Annotated in this window: 21 protein-coding genes and 1 pseudogene; 21 read left to right on the top strand and 1 reads right to left on the bottom strand. The window is 39.5% G+C overall.

Annotated features, from left to right (window positions below; translation table 11 throughout):
• The first annotated feature begins 2 nt into the window (after positions 1-2).
• The 14 genes and pseudogenes from T355_RS0100495 (at position 3) to T355_RS0100435 (ending at position 15,117) form a co-directional block, all read left to right on the top strand.
• Positions 3-536, top strand: coding sequence for an HDIG domain-containing metalloprotein (locus tag T355_RS0100495; protein WP_027396030.1), 534 nt, complete (start codon positions 3-5; stop codon positions 534-536).
• A gap of 94 nt (positions 537-630) precedes the next feature.
• Positions 631-1,296 (top strand): HAD family hydrolase, encoded by a 666-nt coding sequence (locus T355_RS0100490; RefSeq protein ID WP_027396029.1) that lies wholly within the window; start codon positions 631-633, stop codon positions 1,294-1,296.
• Positions 1,297-1,411: 115 nt separating this feature from the next.
• Positions 1,412-2,776, top strand: coding sequence for a 23S rRNA (uracil(1939)-C(5))-methyltransferase RlmD (gene rlmD, locus T355_RS0100485; RefSeq protein ID WP_027396028.1), 1,365 nt, complete (start codon positions 1,412-1,414; stop codon positions 2,774-2,776).
• Positions 2,777-3,314: 538 nt separating this feature from the next.
• A complete protein-coding gene (locus T355_RS0100480; protein ID WP_027396027.1) occupies positions 3,315-3,845 on the top strand; it encodes a hypothetical protein in 531 nt (176 codons plus the stop codon).
• 88 nt (positions 3,846-3,933) lie between these two features.
• The gene (locus tag T355_RS0100475) at positions 3,934-4,524 is read left to right on the top strand and encodes a DUF5780 domain-containing protein (protein ID WP_027396026.1); all 591 of its coding nucleotides are present in this window, start codon (positions 3,934-3,936) and stop codon (positions 4,522-4,524) included.
• Positions 4,525-4,863: 339 nt separating this feature from the next.
• A complete protein-coding gene (locus T355_RS0100470) occupies positions 4,864-6,279 on the top strand; it encodes a sigma-70 family RNA polymerase sigma factor (protein ID WP_027396025.1) in 1,416 nt (471 codons plus the stop codon).
• A 58-nt stretch (positions 6,280-6,337) separates the two neighbouring features.
• Positions 6,338-7,090: a hypothetical protein gene (locus T355_RS0100465; protein ID WP_027396024.1), complete on the top strand. Its 753-nt coding sequence runs from the start codon at positions 6,338-6,340 to the stop codon at positions 7,088-7,090.
• Positions 7,091-7,168: 78 nt separating this feature from the next.
• Complete coding sequence (locus T355_RS13055) at positions 7,169-7,402, top strand: DUF1653 domain-containing protein (RefSeq protein ID WP_037329609.1); 234 nt, start codon at positions 7,169-7,171, stop codon at positions 7,400-7,402.
• Between the two features lies 1 nt (position 7,403).
• Positions 7,404-7,682, top strand: a complete 279-nt coding sequence (locus tag T355_RS0100455; protein WP_071997146.1) for a DUF1294 domain-containing protein — start codon at positions 7,404-7,406, stop codon at positions 7,680-7,682.
• A 120-nt stretch (positions 7,683-7,802) separates the two neighbouring features.
• Positions 7,803-8,240 carry a hypothetical protein gene (locus T355_RS0100450; protein ID WP_155851637.1) on the top strand — a complete coding sequence of 146 codons (438 nt, stop codon included), beginning with the start codon at positions 7,803-7,805 and terminating at the stop codon, positions 8,238-8,240.
• 90 nt (positions 8,241-8,330) lie between these two features.
• Positions 8,331-10,919, top strand: a complete 2,589-nt coding sequence (locus T355_RS14555; protein ID WP_051555285.1) for a DEAD/DEAH box helicase — start codon at positions 8,331-8,333, stop codon at positions 10,917-10,919.
• An 84-nt stretch (positions 10,920-11,003) separates the two neighbouring features.
• Positions 11,004-12,002, top strand: coding sequence for a hypothetical protein (locus T355_RS0100440; RefSeq protein ID WP_027396021.1), 999 nt, complete (start codon positions 11,004-11,006; stop codon positions 12,000-12,002).
• 367 nt (positions 12,003-12,369) lie between these two features.
• Positions 12,370-12,522 (top strand): annotated as a pseudogene (locus T355_RS15455) (DNA-binding protein); the annotation flags it as partial.
• Positions 12,520-15,117, top strand: a complete 2,598-nt coding sequence (locus T355_RS0100435) for an N-6 DNA methylase (RefSeq protein WP_331279572.1) — start codon at positions 12,520-12,522, stop codon at positions 15,115-15,117. The pseudogene T355_RS15455 and the gene T355_RS0100435, both read left to right, overlap by 3 nt.
• On the opposite strand, the gene T355_RS0100430 is transcribed toward T355_RS0100435, so the two are convergent.
• Positions 15,092-15,271, bottom strand: a complete 180-nt coding sequence (locus T355_RS0100430) for a hypothetical protein (RefSeq protein WP_027396019.1) — start codon at positions 15,269-15,271, stop codon at positions 15,092-15,094. The genes T355_RS0100435 and T355_RS0100430 overlap by 26 nt on opposite strands.
• Before the next feature lie 450 nt (positions 15,272-15,721).
• Here T355_RS0100430 and T355_RS0100425 point away from each other — a divergent pair, with 450 nt between their 5' ends.
• The 7 genes from T355_RS0100425 (at position 15,722) to T355_RS0100400 (ending at position 21,747) form a co-directional block, all read left to right on the top strand.
• Positions 15,722-16,516 carry a hypothetical protein gene (locus tag T355_RS0100425; RefSeq protein ID WP_027396018.1) on the top strand — a complete coding sequence of 265 codons (795 nt, stop codon included), beginning with the start codon at positions 15,722-15,724 and terminating at the stop codon, positions 16,514-16,516.
• 631 nt (positions 16,517-17,147) lie between these two features.
• Positions 17,148-17,633: a helix-turn-helix transcriptional regulator gene (locus T355_RS0100420; RefSeq protein ID WP_027396017.1), complete on the top strand. Its 486-nt coding sequence runs from the start codon at positions 17,148-17,150 to the stop codon at positions 17,631-17,633.
• Positions 17,634-17,685: 52 nt separating this feature from the next.
• Positions 17,686-17,823, top strand: coding sequence for a hypothetical protein (locus T355_RS15390; RefSeq protein ID WP_197019534.1), 138 nt, complete (start codon positions 17,686-17,688; stop codon positions 17,821-17,823).
• Positions 17,777-18,034 (top strand): hypothetical protein, encoded by a 258-nt coding sequence (locus T355_RS13045; protein WP_037329606.1) that lies wholly within the window; start codon positions 17,777-17,779, stop codon positions 18,032-18,034. Before T355_RS15390 ends, T355_RS13045 begins: the two co-directional genes overlap by 47 nt.
• Positions 18,024-19,145, top strand: coding sequence for a DUF2800 domain-containing protein (locus tag T355_RS0100410; protein ID WP_027396016.1), 1,122 nt, complete (start codon positions 18,024-18,026; stop codon positions 19,143-19,145). Before T355_RS13045 ends, T355_RS0100410 begins: the two co-directional genes overlap by 11 nt.
• A 2-nt stretch (positions 19,146-19,147) precedes the next feature.
• The gene (locus T355_RS0100405) at positions 19,148-19,711 is read left to right on the top strand and encodes a DUF2815 family protein (RefSeq protein WP_027396015.1); all 564 of its coding nucleotides are present in this window, start codon (positions 19,148-19,150) and stop codon (positions 19,709-19,711) included.
• Between the two features lie 86 nt (positions 19,712-19,797).
• Positions 19,798-21,747, top strand: coding sequence for a DNA polymerase (locus tag T355_RS0100400; RefSeq protein WP_027396014.1), 1,950 nt, complete (start codon positions 19,798-19,800; stop codon positions 21,745-21,747).
• Positions 21,748-21,840: the final 93 nt, after the last annotated feature.

The raw sequence follows: 21,840 nt of genomic DNA, 5'->3' as shown, positions 1-21,840 counted from the left end.
ATATGAGCAGAATAGTTCAATTTTTTAAGGGAGTTCTGGCTAAGGGTCCCAATAAAGAAGAACAGAATATAATAAATGACCTGCTGTCCCCTGAGGCTCAGCAGGCCTTTTATCACATGACAGTAGCTGATCAGCGCCATTGCTTAAATGTTATGAAAACTGCAATGGAAATTGCCAACAATAGATGCTTGTCTGATTCTATTGATATGGATTTTTTGAGGCGCTGCTGTCTGCTGCATGATATTGGCCGGGGTCCAAAGATGAACAGCTTCCGCAAGGCCTATGGCGTTTTATTGGATAAATTTTTCCATGACTGGTCCATTAATAACAGTGACAAGGCCAGTGATAATATCTTTAAGGATATTATGTACAGATATTATCAGCACCCGGAAATTGGCTGTGCGGAGCTACTGAAGCTGGGGCTCATACACGAGGCAGATATTGTCCTCAGACATCACAGTGGAGATAGGGAAAATTTATTAACAGGAGAGGCAGATATTCTTAGTGTACTCATGGAGGCTGACCAAAAAAATTAATATTTTTTTAAAATTTGCAGGATTTTTCTTTTTAATATAGAATATTACGTGCTGTGAGAGGATTTTTGTGTAGAAAGAGGCGGAGAAAAGAAATATGCGCTATGAAGCAGTAATATTTGATTTAGATGGAACCCTGATTAATTCCATCGACGATTTGGCGGATAGCTGTAATGAAATGCTGACAGCTTATGATTTGCCAAATCATGATGTAGAAGCATACAAGTATTTTGTAGGAAATGGCATTGGCAAGCTTGTGGAAAGAGCATTGCCTATTGACAAGTCCGCAGACAGATCGTTTTACGAAAAGGCATTGGCAAAATTCAAGGAGATTTACAACGGCAAGGTGTTGAATAAGACCCGCGCCTATTCCGGTGTTCGTGAGTTGTTGTTGAAGCTCGTCGAAAAGGATGTGCCTATGGCTGTTTGCACCAATAAGCCAATGGATGCGGCAAAGACTATTATCAGTATTTTGTTTGAGCCAGGTACTTTTAAGATAGTTATGGGAGATCGTCCTGGTCATCCCAGAAAACCGGATCCATCCACCTGTCGGGAAATCTGCAAGGAAATCGGTGTGGAGCCTGATAAAGTGGTTTATGTAGGAGATAGCGGCGTGGATATGCAGACCGCTGTAAATGCAGGCTTCCTGCCTGTAGGTGCCCGTTGGGGCTTCCGCAAGGATGATGAGCTTTTGAAAAATGGAGCTAAAATGCTTCTTGATAAGCCAACAGATCTTCTCTTTGAGGTACAGTTTAAAAAGTAAGGCCAACTTAAAAAGTAATTATTGAGGTGTGGCGTCAGTCACGGATGTTTGTGGTATAATAAACCATGCAATTATTCCGAGGGTGACGCCCTCTTTATGTCTTGGAGGAAAACAGATGGCAAAAGTTCCTGTAGAAAAGGGAAAGCAATACAATATAAAAATCAATAGCTTGGGCAGTAGTGGTGAAGGCGTGGGACGTATTGAAGGCTTCACCGTTTTTGTGGTGGGTGGTCTTCCTGAGGAGGAGCTTACTGTAAAGATTACTGAGGTAAAGAAAAGCTATGCTACTGGTAAGCTGGTGAAGGTGTTAAAACCAAGCTCTGATCGCGTGGTGCCTTCCTGTGGTATATACAAGGAGTGTGGTGGTTGCCAGCTGCAGCATCTTTCCTACGAGGGGCAGTTAAAGGCTAAGCAGCAGCAGGTCAAGGATGCTATGGAACGCATAGGCCATCTTAAAAATTTACCTGTATTGCCAACCATTGGAGCCAAGGAGCCATGGAATTACCGCAATAAGGTGGCATTTCCCGTGGGTCGTGAAAAGGGCAAGACTATTATTGGATGCTTTGCCCAGGGAACTCATAAGATTATTGATTCCTCTGACTGTATGATTCAGGATAAAATCAATAACGAGGCCATCAGTGCAGTACGCGAGGTAATAGATAAGCTGAATATTCCTGTATACGATGAGGACCGTCATACTGGTGTAATGCGCCATGTAGTGGCCCGTACTGGGGAAAAGGGACAGCTTATGGTGGTGTTGGTTACTGCGACCAAGCAGCTGAGCCGGGAAAAGGAGATTATCAAGATGCTTCGCAGCCGTCTGCCTCAGATGGTTAGCCTTCAGCAGAATATCCAGACTTATAGAAATAATGTTATATTGGGACGTGAGACTAAGCTGTTGTGGGGACGTCCAACTATTAAGGCTAAGCTGGGGAAGTTCAGCTTTAATGTTTCTGCCCGTTCCTTTTTCCAGGTTAATACCAAGCAGGCGGAGGTACTTTATGACAAGGCACTGGAGTTTGCCCAGCTGACTGGGAAAGAAACAGTTATTGATGCTTATTGTGGTACTGGTACTATCAGCCTTTATCTGGCCCAGAAGGCACGTAAGGTTTATGGCGTAGAAATAGTAAGCCCGGCTATTAAGGATGCGGAGAAAAACGCCCGTGAAAATAATGTTAAGAACGCTGAATTTATAGTGGGTGACTGTACTAAGGTAATGCCAAGGCTCTATAATCAGGGGATCCGACCTGATGTAATAGTGGTGGACCCACCACGGGCCGGCTGTACAGAGGTGGTATTAAAAACCTTTGCCAATATGAAGCCAAACCGTATTGTATATGTCTCCTGCAACCCTGCCACCTTGGCAAGAGATCTGGAAATATTGGATAAGCTGGGTTATAAGACTGAAAAAGTCCAGCCAGTGGATATGTTCATCGCCAGCAGCCACGTTGAGAGCGTAGCATTAATTAACAAAAAATAAAAGTGCCATAACCCCTTGTCCTATAAGGCTTCACGGCATATTTGTGACATATAAAAATAAAGAATTATGCTGTGCCAGAAAGACAGCATTTTAGTGATTTTCAGCAGAGCAACATACTCAAAATGATAGTTGGGTATGTTGCTCTGCTGATTTTTTGCATTAGGGTAGAGTATGTGGTACTGCTATTGGCATAGTTGGGAATGTGGGGACGATGTTGTTCTGAAACTATAAACATATCTACTCTGGAACGGGCGTAATTACTGGGGTGGGATAGATATGTTTATGGCACCTAGACTTTTTTATAAGTTGGGAATGTGGAAGTGCTAGAATGTAGAAGTGCTATCCCAATCCAATAAAAATGCTCCAGCTTTTGAAATACACATTTTTAAAAAGGATTTGCTAAAAATGTGTAGAATTACTAAATGAAATTTGTTAGAAGATATTATCCTTATAATTGTGTTTGGTACTCATGAAATGGAGGAGTTGGTATGATGAAAAATGTTATTTTATTATGTTGTTTATCTGGGAGGAAACGAATATGAAGAAAAGTATTATATTTTTAGCATTTCTAGTAATAATTGCATCGTTAAGTGTTGCTAATGCTAATGTAGGATATGATATCACTAACAAAGACTACAGCGGAACATATAAAGCGGGATGTACAGTGCCTAAATCGCCTAATTCGGACTCGAGTAGAGTAAAGGAAAACTATATGTATGGTGACTATAATTTTCCCGTAGCTGGTGTTACAGAATATGGAGCAATTTTTTTAGATATATCTAGCTGCTCTTATTATGTAGATAATGGTGTAGCCTATGTGTCATGCTTAACATATTATGGGAGCGGTGGTTCTGATGGAAATGGAAATGCGGCCAAGCATAGTCCTAAAACATTTAAATTCTGTACCTACAAGGGGGATGGGGTACGAATAATAAAGTTCTTAAGTGCTGTGAATCCAAAGACAGGAGCGGATTCGACTGCTGATGCATACAAATGGGATAATGGATTCCTTAAAAGTTTGTTTTGGAATGCCGCGTATTATTCTGAATTAAGTCAATATCTGGATTAGTTAGATTCATGGTAAATGTCCTTGGAATCTGAATATTATCTTTTATTTTTACTAGTGGTAATAAAAATAATGAAAGAAGGATTAAATCATGAAATTAACAAAAGTACTATGTATAGCCATCCTCATTGGTACAGTTTTCATTTCCGGTTGTGGAAACAATGAACAATTATCTCAGCTTCAAAATGAGAATCAGGAGCTGAAATCACAGATAGAGAGCCTACAAAAACAAAATAAGGAGCTTGAAAACAAGGTTTCTATGTATGTTCCCAAGGAGCAACAACAGAATAATAGCTCTTCGCAGACGCAATCCTCTCAACCTGTAAAGTTAGCTAAGATTTCTTTTGATAAAAGAGGTGTTACAGAAGTAAGCGTAACACTACAAAATATTACCCCGAAAACAATAGATGCTGTAGAATTTGTAATTTTGCAATTTGATAATTTTGGCAGACCTGCATATCGTTTTAATGACCCTTCGTATGGAAATGTAACTTCTGCGTTGACAATGCAAGGAAATGCTGCTCCTAATGGCTTTTTGACGAGTGGTTGGACACTTTTTAACACGGAAAAAACAACCAAAGGTAAAGTAGTTATAAAACAGGTTCACTTCACAGATGGTTCCGTGTGGAATAATGACAACTTTGACCAGGAAGTTGATGCAGGCAAATCATCATTAGAATAACATTTTTTATACGAAAATTATACTAAGTGAACTCGAGTCAGAGAAATTTGAAAAATTTTTATTAAAGGAAAAGTGCCTGACCGCCTTGTATTATGAGGCTGTCAGACACTTTTTAGCATTACAGTTGTAATTAGCAGAAAATCAGAGGGAGGAGGGGGGATATGTATAAAAAGCAATGCACACATTGTTAATAATACTATAATTTGTGGCCCGTACGGATTCATTATTGATTTGAACCTGCAGAAATAGCATTTAAAAAAGGAATTAATATAGTAATGTAGAATTAATAGATAATATAGATTAACGTTTATATGAAATTACATTTGGACGGGTGTTAGAATGGAATATGTCAGCTATGAAGAATATACTTATTTTATAGATAATTATCATTTAACTCAGGAAGCTAAGAATATATATAGTTATTTGGATGACTGGTGTTATCACGAAATACTTTCCGCATGTGACGGTTGGGAAATAGCTTACAAAGATATTCAGCGAATTACTAAATCAAGTGAGTTGCCAGATACTCGTTGGATAAGTTACATGATATGTGAATACTGCAAAAATAACGATATTGAAGTGATTGTAGATGATGCATTATTAGGGTTTCATGTTTTAACAGTTTCCCAATATTATAAAAAGTTATTTATGAATAATGTATTACTTAATATGTATTACGGAACAATCCATATTAAGATGGTAGATAGTCTATACACAAGATTAATCGAGCTTTTTCCACAAGCGGGTGCAGAGAAAATATATCTCGATTATTTAGAAAAATTGCAAATAAAAATTATAGGATATAATTCATCTTTAAAATCATTGTACTCGTATAAGGAGCTTTTACAGTTGTATAGAAAAGGCGATACTGATGCATTATCTGCTATATGTGAAAAAATGTCAGATACTGTAAAAAAAGCTGTTTCCTGTTATTATAAATATTTCGATAATAAAGCTTTGGTAAGTAAAGATGATTTGTATCAATCTATAATGCTTGAAATAATAGAAGTAATTACAAATTATGAAGAGAAAAAAACGGGGTTATCATTTTGGACCGGTGATGATTATACATATCATATTACTAAGTACAAAAAAGAGTATGATTTTGATGTGTTGGTAACAGGCAAGGTATATTGGGGTGATGGTGAAATACCATTTATAAATCATGTGCTTGCAAATGTAATAAAGAAGATCCTGGGAGAATCATTATGGTCGACCAATATGGGGTTACTTAGAAATGGCAGAAAACAAGAATACTTGAAACCAGTATATAAATATATGAATGTAGTAATGCCTAAAGTTGAATTAATGAAGGGGCCTTTAACAAAGTCACAAAATATTGAAGAATTTGTTAAATGGCATAATGATTGTACGAATAAAACGGCTGAGAAATATTTCTCTGAGTATTATTTTATGACTCATATTGAATCACTTGATTACTTTATGGAAAATAATGATATTGGTGAGTATGAAATAGTATCATTAAGCGGCGATGATAGTAAAAAAGTGGACTTAATTGAGGATGAAGTAATAGCTAATATTTATAAAGATACGCTTATAAAGGCGATTGATACATTAAAGGAAAGAGAAAGAAAGGTATTAGTACTTAAGTTTGGCTTGGAGGATTATCGAGAACGCACTTTGGAGGAAGTGGGGCAATCTTTTGGTGTGACCAGGGAACGTATTAGACAAACACTGAAAAAAGCAATTTCCAAGTTAAAACATCCAAGACGATTTTATCTTATTGACTATTGATTTAAAAAAGATATTTATAGCGAGTGTAAAATGAGACTGTTTAAGACGGGGGATTTGAATGGACCATGGTTCTAATACCTCTATTTATATTTACAGAATAATAGGATGCTTGCTTCTGTCCATCATATCTTTTTCTATTTTAGGCTGTGAAACTAAGGCGGATATTGAGACCAGGGAACAAAACCAACGGTATAGCTTTATTAATAGATCTATTGAGAGCTATCAAAAAGGAATAGAGATTTTTCATGAGATGGATTTTGCCCATCCTGACCAGAATAAAGCAAAGGAAGCAGCCACAGCATTTTTTGGCGGTACGCCGGATCACATCAGATTGAGTGAGCGAAATGACTGTGCCTCTACTATTGCTAAGGTCTGTCCCAATGCTGAAGTCTTGTATTATACAGCTAATTGCCTGGAAATAATTGCTGAATGGGGCGGCATCGAAAAAGGAATTATTGTAAAAAACAGTATGCTTCTTTATTATGCCGGCCTTATCCCTGAAAATTACAATGGGCCATTAAAGAAAAAGGTTTTGGAACTCCGAAGTCAGATTTTCGACATTAATGAAAATGTTGTAAAACCTAAAAAAGCTGCCCAGGAAGCCCGTCATAAACAGCTTCAGGATGAATATAATAGGACCTATTCTGAACGGGTGGCTAAGATGAGTGGCAATGCCCCCTATTATGATGAAGAATATTATGCTGCGGGCCATTACGAGGAAGATTACGATGATGATGGCTATCGCCTTGACCACCGTGAGGCCAGAGAGCACCACCGGCAGTCCGGCGGCGGTACACGTCGCTGGAGATAAAAATTATTCTTGTGGGTGTTTACTAATGAAATATAGAGTATCTTATTTGGACTAAATGAAAGTTGCAGGAGAACATTTATGGATAGAGAATTACCTCGCCCGGATGAAATCTGGCGGCATTTCAAGAATAAGCTTTATAAGATTATTGCCATTGCCCAGTACACTGAGACGGATGAAAAGATGGTTGTGTATCAGGCTATGTATGGCGGTGAAGGAATTTATGCCAGACCGCTGGATATGTTTATGAGCGAAGTTGATCGGGAGAAGTATCCTGATGTTAAACAGGAATATAGATTTGAACGGATTGAGTAGTATGGACTTACATGAAATTGTTTTACAGTATTTGGTTATAATCAATATTGCGACAGTTATAATTTATGGTTGGGATAAGCTATGTGCCATAAAGCGCTGGTGGAGGGTACCAGAAATTACATTGCTTGTATTTGCAGCTATCGGTGGCAGCATTGGGGCATTGCTGGGAATGAGAATATTCCACCACAAAACCTTGCATCTAAAATTCAAGTATGGCGTGCCAGTGATATTGATGCTGCAGTTGGCAGGATTGGTATGGCTACATACGCCTAGTAATTAAAGGGAGGGCCAGATGCCACATATATATGTAGATTCGGATGCCTGTCCTGTGGTGAAGCAGATAGAGAAGGTAGCCAAATAGATTTTTTTATCAACTTATAATGTATTTGTGAGGTTGATTGTGATGAATATTAATTATAATAAAGGAATACCTAGAGTTCCTGAAGGGGTAGAACCACCAAATGATTTAGTAAAGCTTCATATGAAGATCGATATGACCGTGGATATTGCAAGACAATCCTATGAGAAATGTAATAATAAAAAAATAGATTTATATTCTTTCGTAGAAGAGGTTTGTAATATTGTAAGTGCTACCTATAAAAGTATGCAGAATGGAAAACGAAGGTGGACGCGAGCTCAACTGGGGAAACTTTGTGTTGGTCTTGGGCTGACACTGGAGCAGGCAGATGAGCTATTCGTTCTTCAGGAAGGAAAACTCAGTATGACAAATAACCTAGATATAGTAATCTATTATGCATTGAAAGACAAAGATAGCGTTTTTGATTTTTGTAAAGAAGTGAAAGAACGGACAGGGAAAGATATAGACTCATTCAAATGAAAAATGGGATACAACTTGTCCCCTGCTTTATTTTATGACTGCTGATAAACTTACATCATCAAGTAAAATATTGATGAGGAGTTGATTACCATGACAAAGAAGTTTAGCTGGGAAAAATTTGATTACGATTTTTTGAAGGAGATTGTTTACAATCACAAAACACCTATGGAAAATCGTCCACAGCATCCTGTAAGGGAAAAAGAACGGCTGGCCATATATGTGGCCAATATATCCCCTGAACCTACAAAAAGGTTTGCAAAGAAATACCGGATTGTTATTGAGGATATGATTTTTAAAAATTATCCTGCTGTGGCCAAAAGGGTATATGAGCATATCACCCATTCCGAGCTGGAAGAAGGCAGGGATGGATGGCATGAACTCTGCAGAATGGAAACCTCATTACAGCTGGTGGAAACTTATTCGGCTATTCTTTATGAGATGGGAAGTGGTTATGAAGTACTGGAGTATTCATCCCAGTATAAATATCCTGTGAATATTGATTTAAGGAAAACCACCAGCAGGGAAGTACCGCTCTATGACTTTCAGGAGAAAGCAGTTGAAAGCCTCTGCAAAGATTTTATTACAGACAATCTTGGAGCCGGGATGCTGGTAATGCCTACTGGCAGCGGAAAGACACGCACTGCCACCTATTTCCTGCTGAAGTATATGATAACAAATGGGTATCAGGTAATCTGGCTCACCCACCGCCACATGCTGGTTGACCAGGCAGCAGATGCTTTTGTAAATAATTGCAGTCTTATTACAGAGGTTGATTCAAAAGCAAAATCCTTCAGATTGACCTGCGTATCGGGGCAGCATAGCAGCATAAGAATGGCGGATAAAAGGGATAATGTAGTAATCATCAGCGTACAGTCCGGGTTCCGCAATCTTGATTACCTTTACCCGATCTTGGCAAGCAAGGTGATTATAGTCATTGATGAGGCACATCACTCAGTTGCCAAGTCCTATCAGAGGGTTGTGGAGGCTATTTGCAAAAAGAAGCGGGACGTTAAGCTGTTGGGACTTACCGCAACACCGATACGGGGGACGGACAAGGAAAGCCAGCTTCTCTATAAATTCTTTGACAAGAATATGGTTTATGATATTTCCATGAAGGAGCTGATACTTAACAAGGTTCTTTCCAAGCCACAATTCCAGAAGGTTGAGACCGAGATAAACTTTGAGCCGCAGATAGATGTTAATGAGGAAAAGCTGATCAGACGCTACGGGGAATTACCTCCATCAGTAATTGAGAAGGTGGCTGAATCCTCAAAGCGTAACAAGCTCATAGTAAACCATTATCTGGAAAACAAGGAAAAGTATGGCAAGACCCTAATATTCGCCCTAAATGTGGAGCATTGCGTTACCCTGAACGATGACTTGAAAAAAGCAGGTGTGAAGTCGGATTACATTTATTCCGGGCGGGATGCCAAAGAGAATGAGTACCTTATCAGAGATTTCAAGAATGGTAAGCTGGATGTGCTTATAAATATCAACATTCTCACAGAGGGCAGTGATGTACCGACCATAAAGACCGTTTTCTTGACCAGACCAACCCAGAGTGAGGGACTGCTTATGCAGATGATTGGCCGTGGTATGAGAGGACCGAAAGCCCAAGGAACAGAAGTGGCCTATATTGTGGACTTCTGCGATAAGTGGGAGACTTTCAACAAGTGGTTGAGTCCTGAATGGATTATGAGAGAGGCCGGGGAAATGCCGGAAGAAAAGAAGCGGGAAACCAGGCCAGTAAAGACGTATCCTTTGCAGCTGCTTAGTGATATTTACAAGGGAATCACCTATAAGGGGGACGGAGTTCTCAGTCTGGTGGAAGGGGCCCCAGTGGGCTGGTATGAATGTCATACACCTTCCAATGGCGAGGCAAGAATACTGGTTTTCCAGGGACAGGAGGAAGGATTTGCCAACCTGGGCAATTTCCTTAACTTATGGAAAACAGGTATATTCAACAAAACATGCCAAACACTTTTAAATTCCCATTTTGGCCTTGCGGCCCTGCCACCGAAGCTGAAGGATATAGATATCTTCGTCCGCCACTGGATGCACAACAAAACTATTCCTAAATATCATGATATTGCCGATGATGACAAATTTGACCCTATGGCAATGGCAGAATATATAATGGCTGAAAAAATAATTGCTTCTGATATTTTAGATGTCATCAAGCCACATTATGAGGAAAACAAGGAGCGTATTAATATATTATACGGCAACCTTTCGGACTATTTTGGAAAGGTTATGGAATGTATTCGGGCAATCCAAGAAAGGGTAAAGAAAAACAGGAAAATCGAGCTGTTCCCGATGGAGGAGATTCCATATAAGATGGAGCCGGTCTACGATATTCATCAGCTATACAAGGAAGTAGTGGATGAAATGTTTGGGGGCAGCTATGATGGAATCGAATTTGTGGAATGGACACCAAAACCTCGCCGGGATTACTTTGGGGTGTATCATGGAGGCGGCAAAATATTTATCAATTCCCTGTTAAATTCTCCAAGCGTGCCAAGGGAAGTGGTAAAATTCGTCATCTACCATGAATTACTGCACCGTGATAACAGTCATCATGATAGTGCATTCAAAAATAATGAACACAAATATCCCGGATTTGCTGATTGTGACAGGTTCCTTGACAATACCTTTAGTAAGTTTGATTTAGATATGTAAAGGCATCCAGTATTAATTCAAATTTATTATTTTATAGGAAAAATGGGCATAGTGTTTAAACCTAAGAAAGAAGGATTGAATGTTATGGATATCGTTGGAAAAGAAGTATGTCATAAAAAAGTAAAATTAGGAATTGGTATTGTCGTTGATATGACGGATAATAATGAGATAATAGTAAATTTCGAGAGCAGATCTATGAAAATGCCATATCCTAACGCATTTAAAGAGCATTTAGTATTTACAGATTCCAATTTACAAAATGAAATATTGGCAGAAATATCAAAAAAAGAAGCTGCGAAAGCTAAGGTGGCTGCTGATAGACGTAAAACTGCAGAAGAAGCACGCCGTAGAGAGAACACTATTGCCAAACGTAAACCAGTTAAAAAGAGTATGTGCCCATGTATAGCGTTTAAACTAAATTATTGTGATGGAGGTGAAGATGGAGTATATGCTGGCTTTTTTGGAATATGTAGCGAGAAAATGATTAAATTAAATATAAAAATGAATAAGTCATGGTGTACTGACTCGATGTGTAGTTGTAATTTATTCATAAAAGGAAAAATTACTGAGAAAGATTTACTTGATACATGGAGTGAAGAATATCTGGATAAGTACCCTTGCATGGATTCAGTAGCACTTAGGGATTGGTCCGTCGAATCTTCTCCAGGAACTATGATTCGTAGTGCTGAACCTGGGCATCTTTGTGTGTTTACAACCCAATTTCCTACAAATGATTACAATAGCCTAATTAAGGACCGTGTGGTAGTAGGTATTTCTATTATTGACTCCATTGAACAGGGTAATAATGATAACAGCCGAGTCTATTCGGTAATTGATGAAGATTATCTACTGTTGTTTAATATTGACGAGGCAAAAAACTTCAAATATTGGGACATAGCTCATGTAAGTTCTAATCCAAATGATTTGTGGGGGAGTGGCTTATTTAGAAATTTTGATGATGAAATGGCAATAGATTTTTTAAAAAAAGCAATTGACATAAAACAGGATAAAGAAGGAAAAGAACATGCACGAAAATTTTTAGAGCATTATTGTGATATAAACGGATTAGATGCAAATCTTTGATGGTTTAATTGTAAGCGTCAAAATATAGTATACTATATGGCCCACGCCAAGTGGTACAAGGTTAATTGACCTTTGAAAATGTCAGAGGGCAAATATTAGTTCCAATAAATGCCCCTTATCGGAGGGTAAAAAATCATCCCCCGGAAACAGCATTGTTGCTGTTTTCGGGGGATTTGGTATTTTTAGGGAACCCAAGGGAGCATTGTTAAGTGTAAAATGATGGTATAATGTTATGAAATGATATATTGTTCGGATATATGAATGATGTATATTGACAATGTTCACATATCGGAATATAATAAGTGTAGATCTTGTAAAAAGTATTAAAAAGTAGGAGGGTGATATTGTGCTGTTAACATCTACAGAGATGGCTAGGAAATGGGGCCTTTCTAGCAGGAGAGTTGCAATCTTTTGCAGTGAAGGCAGGATAGATGGTGCTGTAAAAAAAGGGAAAACATGGTTAATTCCTTCTAATGCAGAAAAGCCAATTGATGGTAGAAGAACTGAGGCGGTGGAAATGACTATGGGTGAAGATGAAATCACAAATAGTTTGGCGATAAATGAGTTAATTGATTATGCAACAGGAAAGGTTATTCACAACAATCCAGAGGAAGCATTCCGTCAGGAATTTGAACACATTCTTATCGATGACCTTGGATATCCAAAAGAAAATATAGATATTGAAGTTGTAATTCAACGTGGTGCTAATAGGAATGCAGAAAAAGCAGATATTGTAGTCTATAAAAGTAATGTTCATCGTCAGGAAAACGCATATATTGTCATTGAGATTGAGACTCCGAAAAAAACATATGATGTTCAAGCACTTTCATATGTAACAGCGACAACGGCACCATATTCAGTGTGGTATGCTGGCATGGAGAAAAATAGTAGGGGCCCTTTTTATCATTATCGTGACATGGCAAAAGACCCTATAAATTTCAAGTTAATTCCAACATTACCGAGGTATGGCGAAACACAGGAAACAATCGGAAAATATAGAAAGTGTGATTTAAAGCCGGCAAAGGCCCTAAAACTCACATTTGAAAGAATGTATTATCACCTTTACGGTACTGGAAATATTAAGAGAGAAGAGAATATTGCAGTAGAAATCATTAAGATGTTGTTTTGCAAAATCATAGATGAGATCGCCCCTGAAGATTTATGTGAATTTCGTGCAACTCCAGCGGAGTTGGTAAGTGACGAAGGAAAAAAAGAGATTCGTGCGCGTATTGATGCTTTGTATGATAAACTTCTTAAAGATCCAGATTTAGGTGAGATGTTTAAGGATGAAGGGCTGGAATATGGAAATGATGAAATCGCGTATATTGTTTCTATCCTCCAGGGAATTTCACTTACTGACGAGGAGACAAATACAGACGCATTAGGAGATGCTTATGAGGTGCTTCTCCCATCAGCTCTTAAGGGAGAGAGTGGTCAGTTCTTTACACCACGTGAAATCGTCAGATTCGCTATTGATATTATCCAGCCAGATTATACAAAAAAAGAATATGTACTTGATACTGCCTGTGGTTCTGCTGGTTTTCTTTCTGTTGCTCTTGAAAAGATACGTAAACAGATTAACGAATTGTATGCGGGAAGAGGTTTTTCAAAAGAAAAGAAGCGGTCGTTGCTAAAAGATTATGCGGGGAAATATGTTTTTGGATGCGATATAGATCCTCTGCTTTATCGTATTTCAAAATCATATATGGCGATAATGGGAGAGGGCAAGGGAAATATATTTAATTTAGATTCTCTTAATGTTTTTGGCAAATTGAATAGTGATTTTACAAAATCAATTAAACCAGGAAGCGTTAATGTTATAACTACCAATCCGCCATTTGGTACTCAGATAAAAGATACCCGCAAAGAAGTATTAGAAGCTTATGATTTAGGGCATAAAATTGTTAATGGAGATCCTACTGAGGAACTTCTGGATGGGCAAGATCCGGATAAATTGTTTGTGGAGAGGGACATTTCGTATCTTATTGACGAAACGGATAATCACGAAGGTGGACGCATGGTAATTGTCCTTCCTAAACAGAACCTATCTGGTGCGAATGAAGATTCGATTGAATTCAGAAAATGGTTGTTAAAAAGAGTGCAGATTACGGCTGTGGTCGATCTCCCTCGTGAAGCGTTTCAGCCACATACAGGAACTAAGACATCGTTGGTTTTTTTGAAAAAAGTAAAACACGTCCAGGAAGACTATCCAATTTTTATGGCAGTTTCAGAATGTGTAGGACATGATCGAAGAGGATTACCCATTTACAGAAAGGATGAGAGCGGAAAAGATTTACTAGATGATAATGGAAATAAGGTAATTTGGAATGATTTACCAGAGATACTTGAACAATACAGAGAATATCAGAAGAGTGGAATGTTTCTGGATAAAAAAGAAGGCGCGCCGAGTTGCTTCGTGGTCCAGGCAAAAGATATTTTTTTGGACAATATGCGAAGAATTGATGCATGGTACTGGGATCCTAACAAGAACAACATAGCAAAAAAAGTTGAGGAATCAGTTGGGGGAGATGTAAAAGAAATTGCTCGACTGGGTGACTTGGTTGTTGCTCATGGGATATTTTATCCTGGGCGGCATAAAAGAAACTATGTTGAACCCAGCGAGAATAGCGTTCCTTTTTATTCGGGAACTCAAATTCTGCAAGTACGTCCGTTTGATATTAAATATCAGCCGGTGGACTATACACCTGCTCGTAAACACTTTGTCGATAAAGACTGGATTTTAATAACCAGATCAGGATCGACAGGAAGAGTAGTTATGGTAACCGATAGTATGTCGGGTTCTATGGTTACTGAGCATGTGATACGTGTAGTTTGCGACAAGAATATTGTGGATCCATATTATGTATATGCTTATCTTGCAACCGAGGAAATTGGAAAAATATTGCTACAAAAAGGAATTTACGCATCAGTTGTGGATCATATTACCCCAGATTTTGTTGCAACAATTCCAATACCTAGACTTGCACCAGAAAAAGAAAAAGAAATAGCAGATTGTGTTCGTGAAGCAGAAAGAAAACGTGACGAAGCAAATAAGAATTTTGTCCTGGAGCGACAGATGATTGAAGATATTATGTTTGACAATATGAAGGATTGATTTTTGCTTCGGTCCAAATGACTGCATAAATGTTTTTGCTAGAATTACCGGGTAGCTCCCAGATTTGTACGTCGAGCTGCCCGGCTTTTTTTAATTTATCTGAGAATTTCATTGCTCTATTCTCGGTCTTAAATATTTTTCTTTTTGTAATCATAGTTATTACCTCCTGGTACGTATGATATTCGCTCTACAACAAGTACAAAGCAAGTTTTTTCAAAAGAAATTAAATAATCGTATAATACAGTCATTTCAAGCAGCCTTCGGGCTGCTTTTTTGTTCTAGAATTTTAGAACGTTGAGTTTGAAAATTAATTAAATAGACGGAAATAACGGTATAAAATGGCATTTAATAAAAATATACGGAAAGAATGATAAAAAATGACATTATATGCAAATATGCGGAAAATATACTAAAAAACACCATTAAAAGCAAATTACAGGAAAAATGCAGTAAAAAATGGAAAAATAAACATAAAATATTGCAAAAAAGCAAAATATAATGTAAAACATGAAAAATATATTGCAATTTTGCAAAAACTAACGTTTGATTTGACATATTCAACAAGTAACTATATAATAGTTTATGGTAAGGGGAGGCGATAAATATGGAATTTGACAATAGTATTTTTTTTAGCAATATAAATTATCTCCTGCAAGTTCAGAATAAAAGAACAGGAAAATTTGAAACTGATGCCGGCGTTAATCCCGGATATATATCTAGGGTAAGTAAGGAGACGACTACAAAACCAGGTATAGAGTTTGTTATGAGAGCTGCTGAATTATTGGGGGTGAGTATAGATACTATCCTAAAAATAGATTTATCAGCTCTTAATCCAACGGAGGAGTATTTTTCTAGTTTTCTTGAAAAATTAAAAAAGGATACGGACGACAGAAAAATTGATTGGCAACTGGAAACTGCTGATTATCTCAATAGGTTAGAACCAGATCGTATGGGTAGAGTTAACCATCCTCTGTTGAGTGAGGAAGAATTTTATGTGCCAGCAGAAGAAGGTTTGGTAAATCGCGTTATATTTAAGTCGCGTACTTATGAATGTAGAACCGATATAAAAGGCCCATGCTATAATTTTCGCCTTAAAAATGGTATAACATTTTACATTATGAGTATTGAACTTTCATGGGGGAATCTGGTAGAAATTGATAACAGTCAAATTTTTGAAGTTTGGATGTATAATCCTGAAAATGGTTCAAGTCAGTATATAACTAACAGCGCAAAAGAATCATCACTTGGTGTTTTGGTTGAGAGTTTATATGCCTCGATTAAAGAATATTTTAAAATGCCTAAGATAGCCGAGCCTATCACCAAGGCAATTGATGCATTTATGCAAGATGACTTAACAGATGATTTATATGCTGTATCGGATGACGAAATCCCGTTTTAAAATGAAAGGTGGCTAGTTTGTTAATGACCGAAAGCAAATGTCCAGTAAAATGCCCTGTATGTGGTAACCCATTATTTTTTGTCAAAAGTAACCTGTTACTGAGGCAATATGTTACAGCCCAGGGTGCCCTTGCTAATTATGATGAGTATCATAAGTGTGTAAGGTGTCGAAATCCCATTTCTGTAAAACATAATAAATTTGCTTAGCACTGAGCACGATGCGATAAACTGACATACGAGCCTGGCAAGTAGAGTACATTAGTACTTTATTTGCCAGGCTTTTTTATTTTGTAAGAAAAAATGAGAAAGTTTTAATTTTGTGGAACTTTTCTGAGTTCAAATTGATGCATAATAACCAATGCTAGATGTTGCTATCATGTCCCAGTAGTATTGGAGCCTGATAGGAGCACCTAGTAGTGTTTCCAAAAAGATAATCAAATGCAGTCCAAGATGCGCATAGGGCGGCAGGGATTACATATAGCTGATACTTCATTATCACAGGAGAAGTGAAGCTATTGTAAGCTCTACCGTTATTTCTATGCGCTTTTTTAGTGCTTCGGTACAGCTCACAACAGTTTCTAAGCTAATGTCATCCTTTCCGTCCTACGCCTGGACAGGGAGGATGACAAACAATGAAAAAGTACATCTATGTCAATGCAGCAAAGGAAAAATTTTATGTCACCGATGAAGAATATCGTGACTTCTACCGTGGAGTAGACGCAAAGCGTAAACGGGAGCAGTACCACCATCGTTGTTACTGCACAAAAGAATATTTATGGAAGTGTGACGGTGATTGTGATATCTGTCAATTCCACAGTAAAGGAGATTTTGTGTCTTTGGATTATGAAAATGAGGAAGGAATGAGTTTGGCTGACAATATTCCAGGTGATATGGAACTCGAACAGATTGTGGCAGATTCTGCCCTTTTAGATGAGCTTTTTGATAAGCTCAAAGAGTTGGACCCTGATGGTGAGAAGATTGCCAAACTTTGGATGTCGGATCCTAATCTCTCAGACCGTAAAATTGCTGAGAAACTGGGACGCAAACAGCGCACATTTGCTAATCAGATAAAAAGAATCAGAAAAATTTTAAAAATAACTGCTCAAATTGATTCCTAATCTCCAGTGATAGGTGTGAGGCGAATGAGCCTGCAGTCAGGAGGTGAGGAAAATGCGAGAAATTGTAGAAGTGCTTTGTGCCATCAGTGAGGTGAGCGCAAGGCTGGCAAAAAACATCATGAAAAGAGAGGAGAAGCACGACAATGGAAGATATGGTTACGAAGCTCAGAAAAGCCGCCCAGTTAATTAATGAAGTGGCAGACAAACTTGGCAAATCTGAAGAGAAGCCGGTTACCTTTACTGATGTAAGAACTATCCTGGCAGATAAAGCTGGTAAGGGATTTGCTGATGAAGTAAAGGCATTAATCAAGAAGCATAATGCAGCCAAGCTCTCTGATATTCCTGAGTCTGAGTATGCAGATGTGGTCAAAGAAGCGGAGGCGATAGGCGATGCCAACTAAAGGTCACGCATTATTATCCGCTTCATCCGCCCCAAGGTGGCTTCATTGTCCACCATCAGCCAGGCTGGGAGAGTCCTACCAAGACCAGCCAAGTGAATATGCTGCAGAGGGCACTGAAGCACATGCCTTGGGAGAATATAAGGTGCTTAAAGCACTTAAGCGTAAAGCAACCAACCCTACCAAGAAGCTGAAATACTACTGTGAGGAAATGGAAAACTTCACTGATGGTTACCGTGACATTGTCATGGAATTGGTCAGAATGGCAAAGGAAAAGTGCGCTGACCCATTAATCATGGTGGAGCAGAGAGTAGATTTTTCTAACTGGGTTCCAGAGGGATTTGGTACAGCTGATGCTCTGATAGTTGCCGATGGTGTACTTACCATTTGCGATTATAAGCACGGTAAGGGTGTAGCCGTTGATGCCACAGAAAATGCCCAACTGAAGTGCTACGCCCTGGGAGCCCTCTCCATGTTTGACAGCATATATGACATTGATACTGTCCATCTGGTAATCTACCAGCCCCGCAGGGAGAATATCTCCGAGTTCGATATAGGCAAAGACGCTCTATACAAATGGGCTGAAGAGGAACTCCGCCCAAGAGCCGCTCTTGCCTATAAGGGCGAGGGAGACTTTTCCTGCGGTGAGTGGTGCAGGTTCTGTAAGGCAAAGCATGAGTGTCGAGCGAGAGCCGAGGCTAATATGCTCCTTGCCAAATATGACTTCCAGATGCCACCAACGCTTTCTGATTCAGAGATAGCGGTAATTTTGGATAAGGCAGACGAACTGGTTTCCTGGGCAAACGATATTAAGGCCTATGCTCTGCAGATGGCCATAGCAGGGAAGGAATGGCAAGGATGGAAACTGGTGGAAGGTCGCTCCAACCGTAAGATTTCCAATGAAGAAGCCGTCATTAAAGCAGTAACTGCTATGGGCAAAGACCCATTCGAGAAGAAACTCTTGGGGGTTACAGCCCTGGAGAAACTGCTGGGTAAGACTAAGTTCAATGAGCTTATTGGGCAGTATGTAGTTAAGCCACCGGGGAAACCTACCCTGGTACCGGAAAATGACAAAAGAGAAGCAATGAACAGTGATTTTAAGGAGGAAAATTAATTATGGCAAAATTGAACAATCCAATGAAGGTTATTACTGGTGAGCGTACCCGTTGGAGTTACGCAAATGTGTGGGAACCAAAGTCAATCAATGGAAGTGCTCCTAAGTGTTCTGTAAGTCTTATTATCCCGAAGGATGATACCGAGACAATCGAAAAAATCGAAAAGGCCATTCAGGCAGCTTATACCGAAGGCGCTGGTAAGCTCAAGGGCAATGGCCGTACCGTTCCAGCTCTGTCTGCTATTAAGACTCCGCTTCGTGATGGTGATACTGAGCGTCCTGATGATGCAGCTTATGCCAACAGCTATTTCGTAAATGCTAACAGCCCAAATCCGCCGGGAATCGTAGATGCGTCTTGCCAGCCTATCATCGACCGTAGTGAAGTCTATAGCGGTGTTTATGGTCGTGCCAGCATCAACTTCTACGCTTATAACAAGAATGGCAATAAGGGCATCGCTTGCGGGCTCAATAATCTGCAGAAGATTAAGGATGGCGAGCCTCTTGGTGGTCGCAGCAGTGCAGAGGATGATTTTGCAACTGAGTCAAATGAGGATTTCCTGAGTTAAGGTATCCAGTATGGAATATAGCTGAGTATATGAAGGCGGCGGTAGAGGATTTTCCTCTACCGCTTTGCTTTCTATGGAGGAAATATATGAATACAATCAGTATCGATTTGGAAACGTATTCTGATGTGGATATTGCTAAATGTGGTGTCTATAAATATGCTGAGTCACCCAATTTTGAAATCCTGTTATTTGCTTACTCGGTTGATGGCGGCAATGTGACTGTCATTGATATCGCCCAGGGAGAGAAAATCCCAGATGAGATAATTGGTGCTTTGTCTGACCCAAGTATTACAAAATGGGCTTTCAATAGCCAGTTTGAACGTGTCTGCCTGTCCGAGTACCTTCGCAGGTATTATTCCCTTGATACACATTATCTGAGTCCCGCATCGTGGAAGTGCTCCATGACATGGTGTGCTTATATGGGACTTCCAATGTCTCTTGCAGGTGCCGGGGCGGTACTGGGATTAGAGCAGCAGAAAATAACCGAGGGTAAGGAGCTGATAAGGTATTTCTGTGTTCCGTGCAAGCCTACTAAGGCCAATGGGGGCCGAACCCGGAACATGCCAATGCATGATAAGGATAAGTGGGACAGATTCAAGAAATACAATATCCGCGATGTAGAGGTCGAGATGGCCATACAGGATAGGCTTCAAAAGTTCCCAGTACCAGATTCTGTGTGGGAGGAGTTTTGGCTGGATCAGCAGATAAACGACAGGGGCATTGCCGTGGATATGGAATTTGCAAAAAATGCAATTTGCTTTGATGCCAAGTCACGTGATGCTCTTATGAACGAGATTAAGGATATAACGGGGCTTGAGAACCCAAACAGCGTTATGCAGTTAAAAGACTGGCTTATTGAGCAGGGGATGGAAGTTACCAGCCTGGATAAAAAGGCTGTTAGTGCAATGCTCCCGACAGCACCGCCCCATGTACAGAAGGTATTGGGAATAAGGAAGAAGCTGGCGAAGTCATCTGTAAAGAAGTATCAGGCAATGGAAAATGCAGTATGCAGTGATGGCAGGGCCAGGGGAATGTTCAGGTTTTATGGGGCAAACAGGACTGGGCGTTTCGCGGGGCGGCTGATTCAATTACAGAACCTTCCCCAGAACCATATCAGCGACCTTGCAGAAGCAAGACAGCTTGTAAAAACCGCCCCGTTTAAAGTAATGGAGTTGCTCTATGATGATATCCCGGATACGCTCTCACAGCTCATCCGCACAGCCTTTGTTCCTCAGGATGGGTATAAGTTTATAGTGGCTGACTTTAGCGCTATAGAAGCCAGAGTGTTGGCTTACCTTGCAGGAGAACAGTGGGTGCTGGATACCTTTGCTCGCGGGGAAGATATATACTGTGCCACGGCTTCAAGAATGTTTCATTGTAAGGTCGTAAAAAATGGCGAGAACGGGGAACTCAGGCAAAAAGGTAAACAGGCAACGCTTAGCTGCGGATATGGAGGGGCTGTAGGTGCTCTTATTGCAATGGGAGCATTGGAGTCCGGCATGAAGGAAGAAGAGCTCCAGCCACTTGTGGATGCGTGGAGAAATGCAAATCCAAATATCGTAAATTTCTGGTGGGCCGTTGATAGGGCCGTAAAAGAAGCTGTCATCCAGCATACCACAACAAGCACACACGGAATTAAGTTTATTTGCAAGAGCGGTATGCTCTTTATTGAACTTCCAAGCGGAAGAAGACTGTCTTATGTGAAGCCCAAAATGGGAGTCAATAAATTTGGCAGTGAGTCTGTTACCTATGAAGGTTCAAATGGTACCACAAAGAAGTGGGAGCGGCTTGAAAGCTATGGCCCCAAATTTGTGGAGAACATAGTGCAGGGCATGAGCAGGGATATTCTGATGTATGCCATGGCGACATTTAAGGAATACCGCATTGTAGCTCATGTGCATGATGAAATTATAGTGGAGTGCCCTGAAAGTACAGATGTAGAAACCATCTGCCAGCTTATGAGCAAGACCCCTCCTTGGGCGGCTGGACTGCAGCTCAAAGCTGAAGGCTATGAAGGAAAATTTTATAAAAAGTAATGCTCAAATTGAGCCTCATTCTCCAGTGATAACTAGGAGGGTAAGAGCACTTATCTTCGGAAAAAGTGCTCTTTTTTAGTTCTAAAAATTGAA

Origin of the sequence: Anaerovibrio lipolyticus LB2005 (genome assembly GCF_000621545.1) — a bacterium.
Classification (GTDB): domain Bacteria; phylum Bacillota; class Negativicutes; order Selenomonadales; family Selenomonadaceae; genus Anaerovibrio; species Anaerovibrio lipolyticus_A.
Note: the sequence above shows the minus strand (reverse complement) of the source record. Positions and strands in the feature narration are given on the sequence as shown.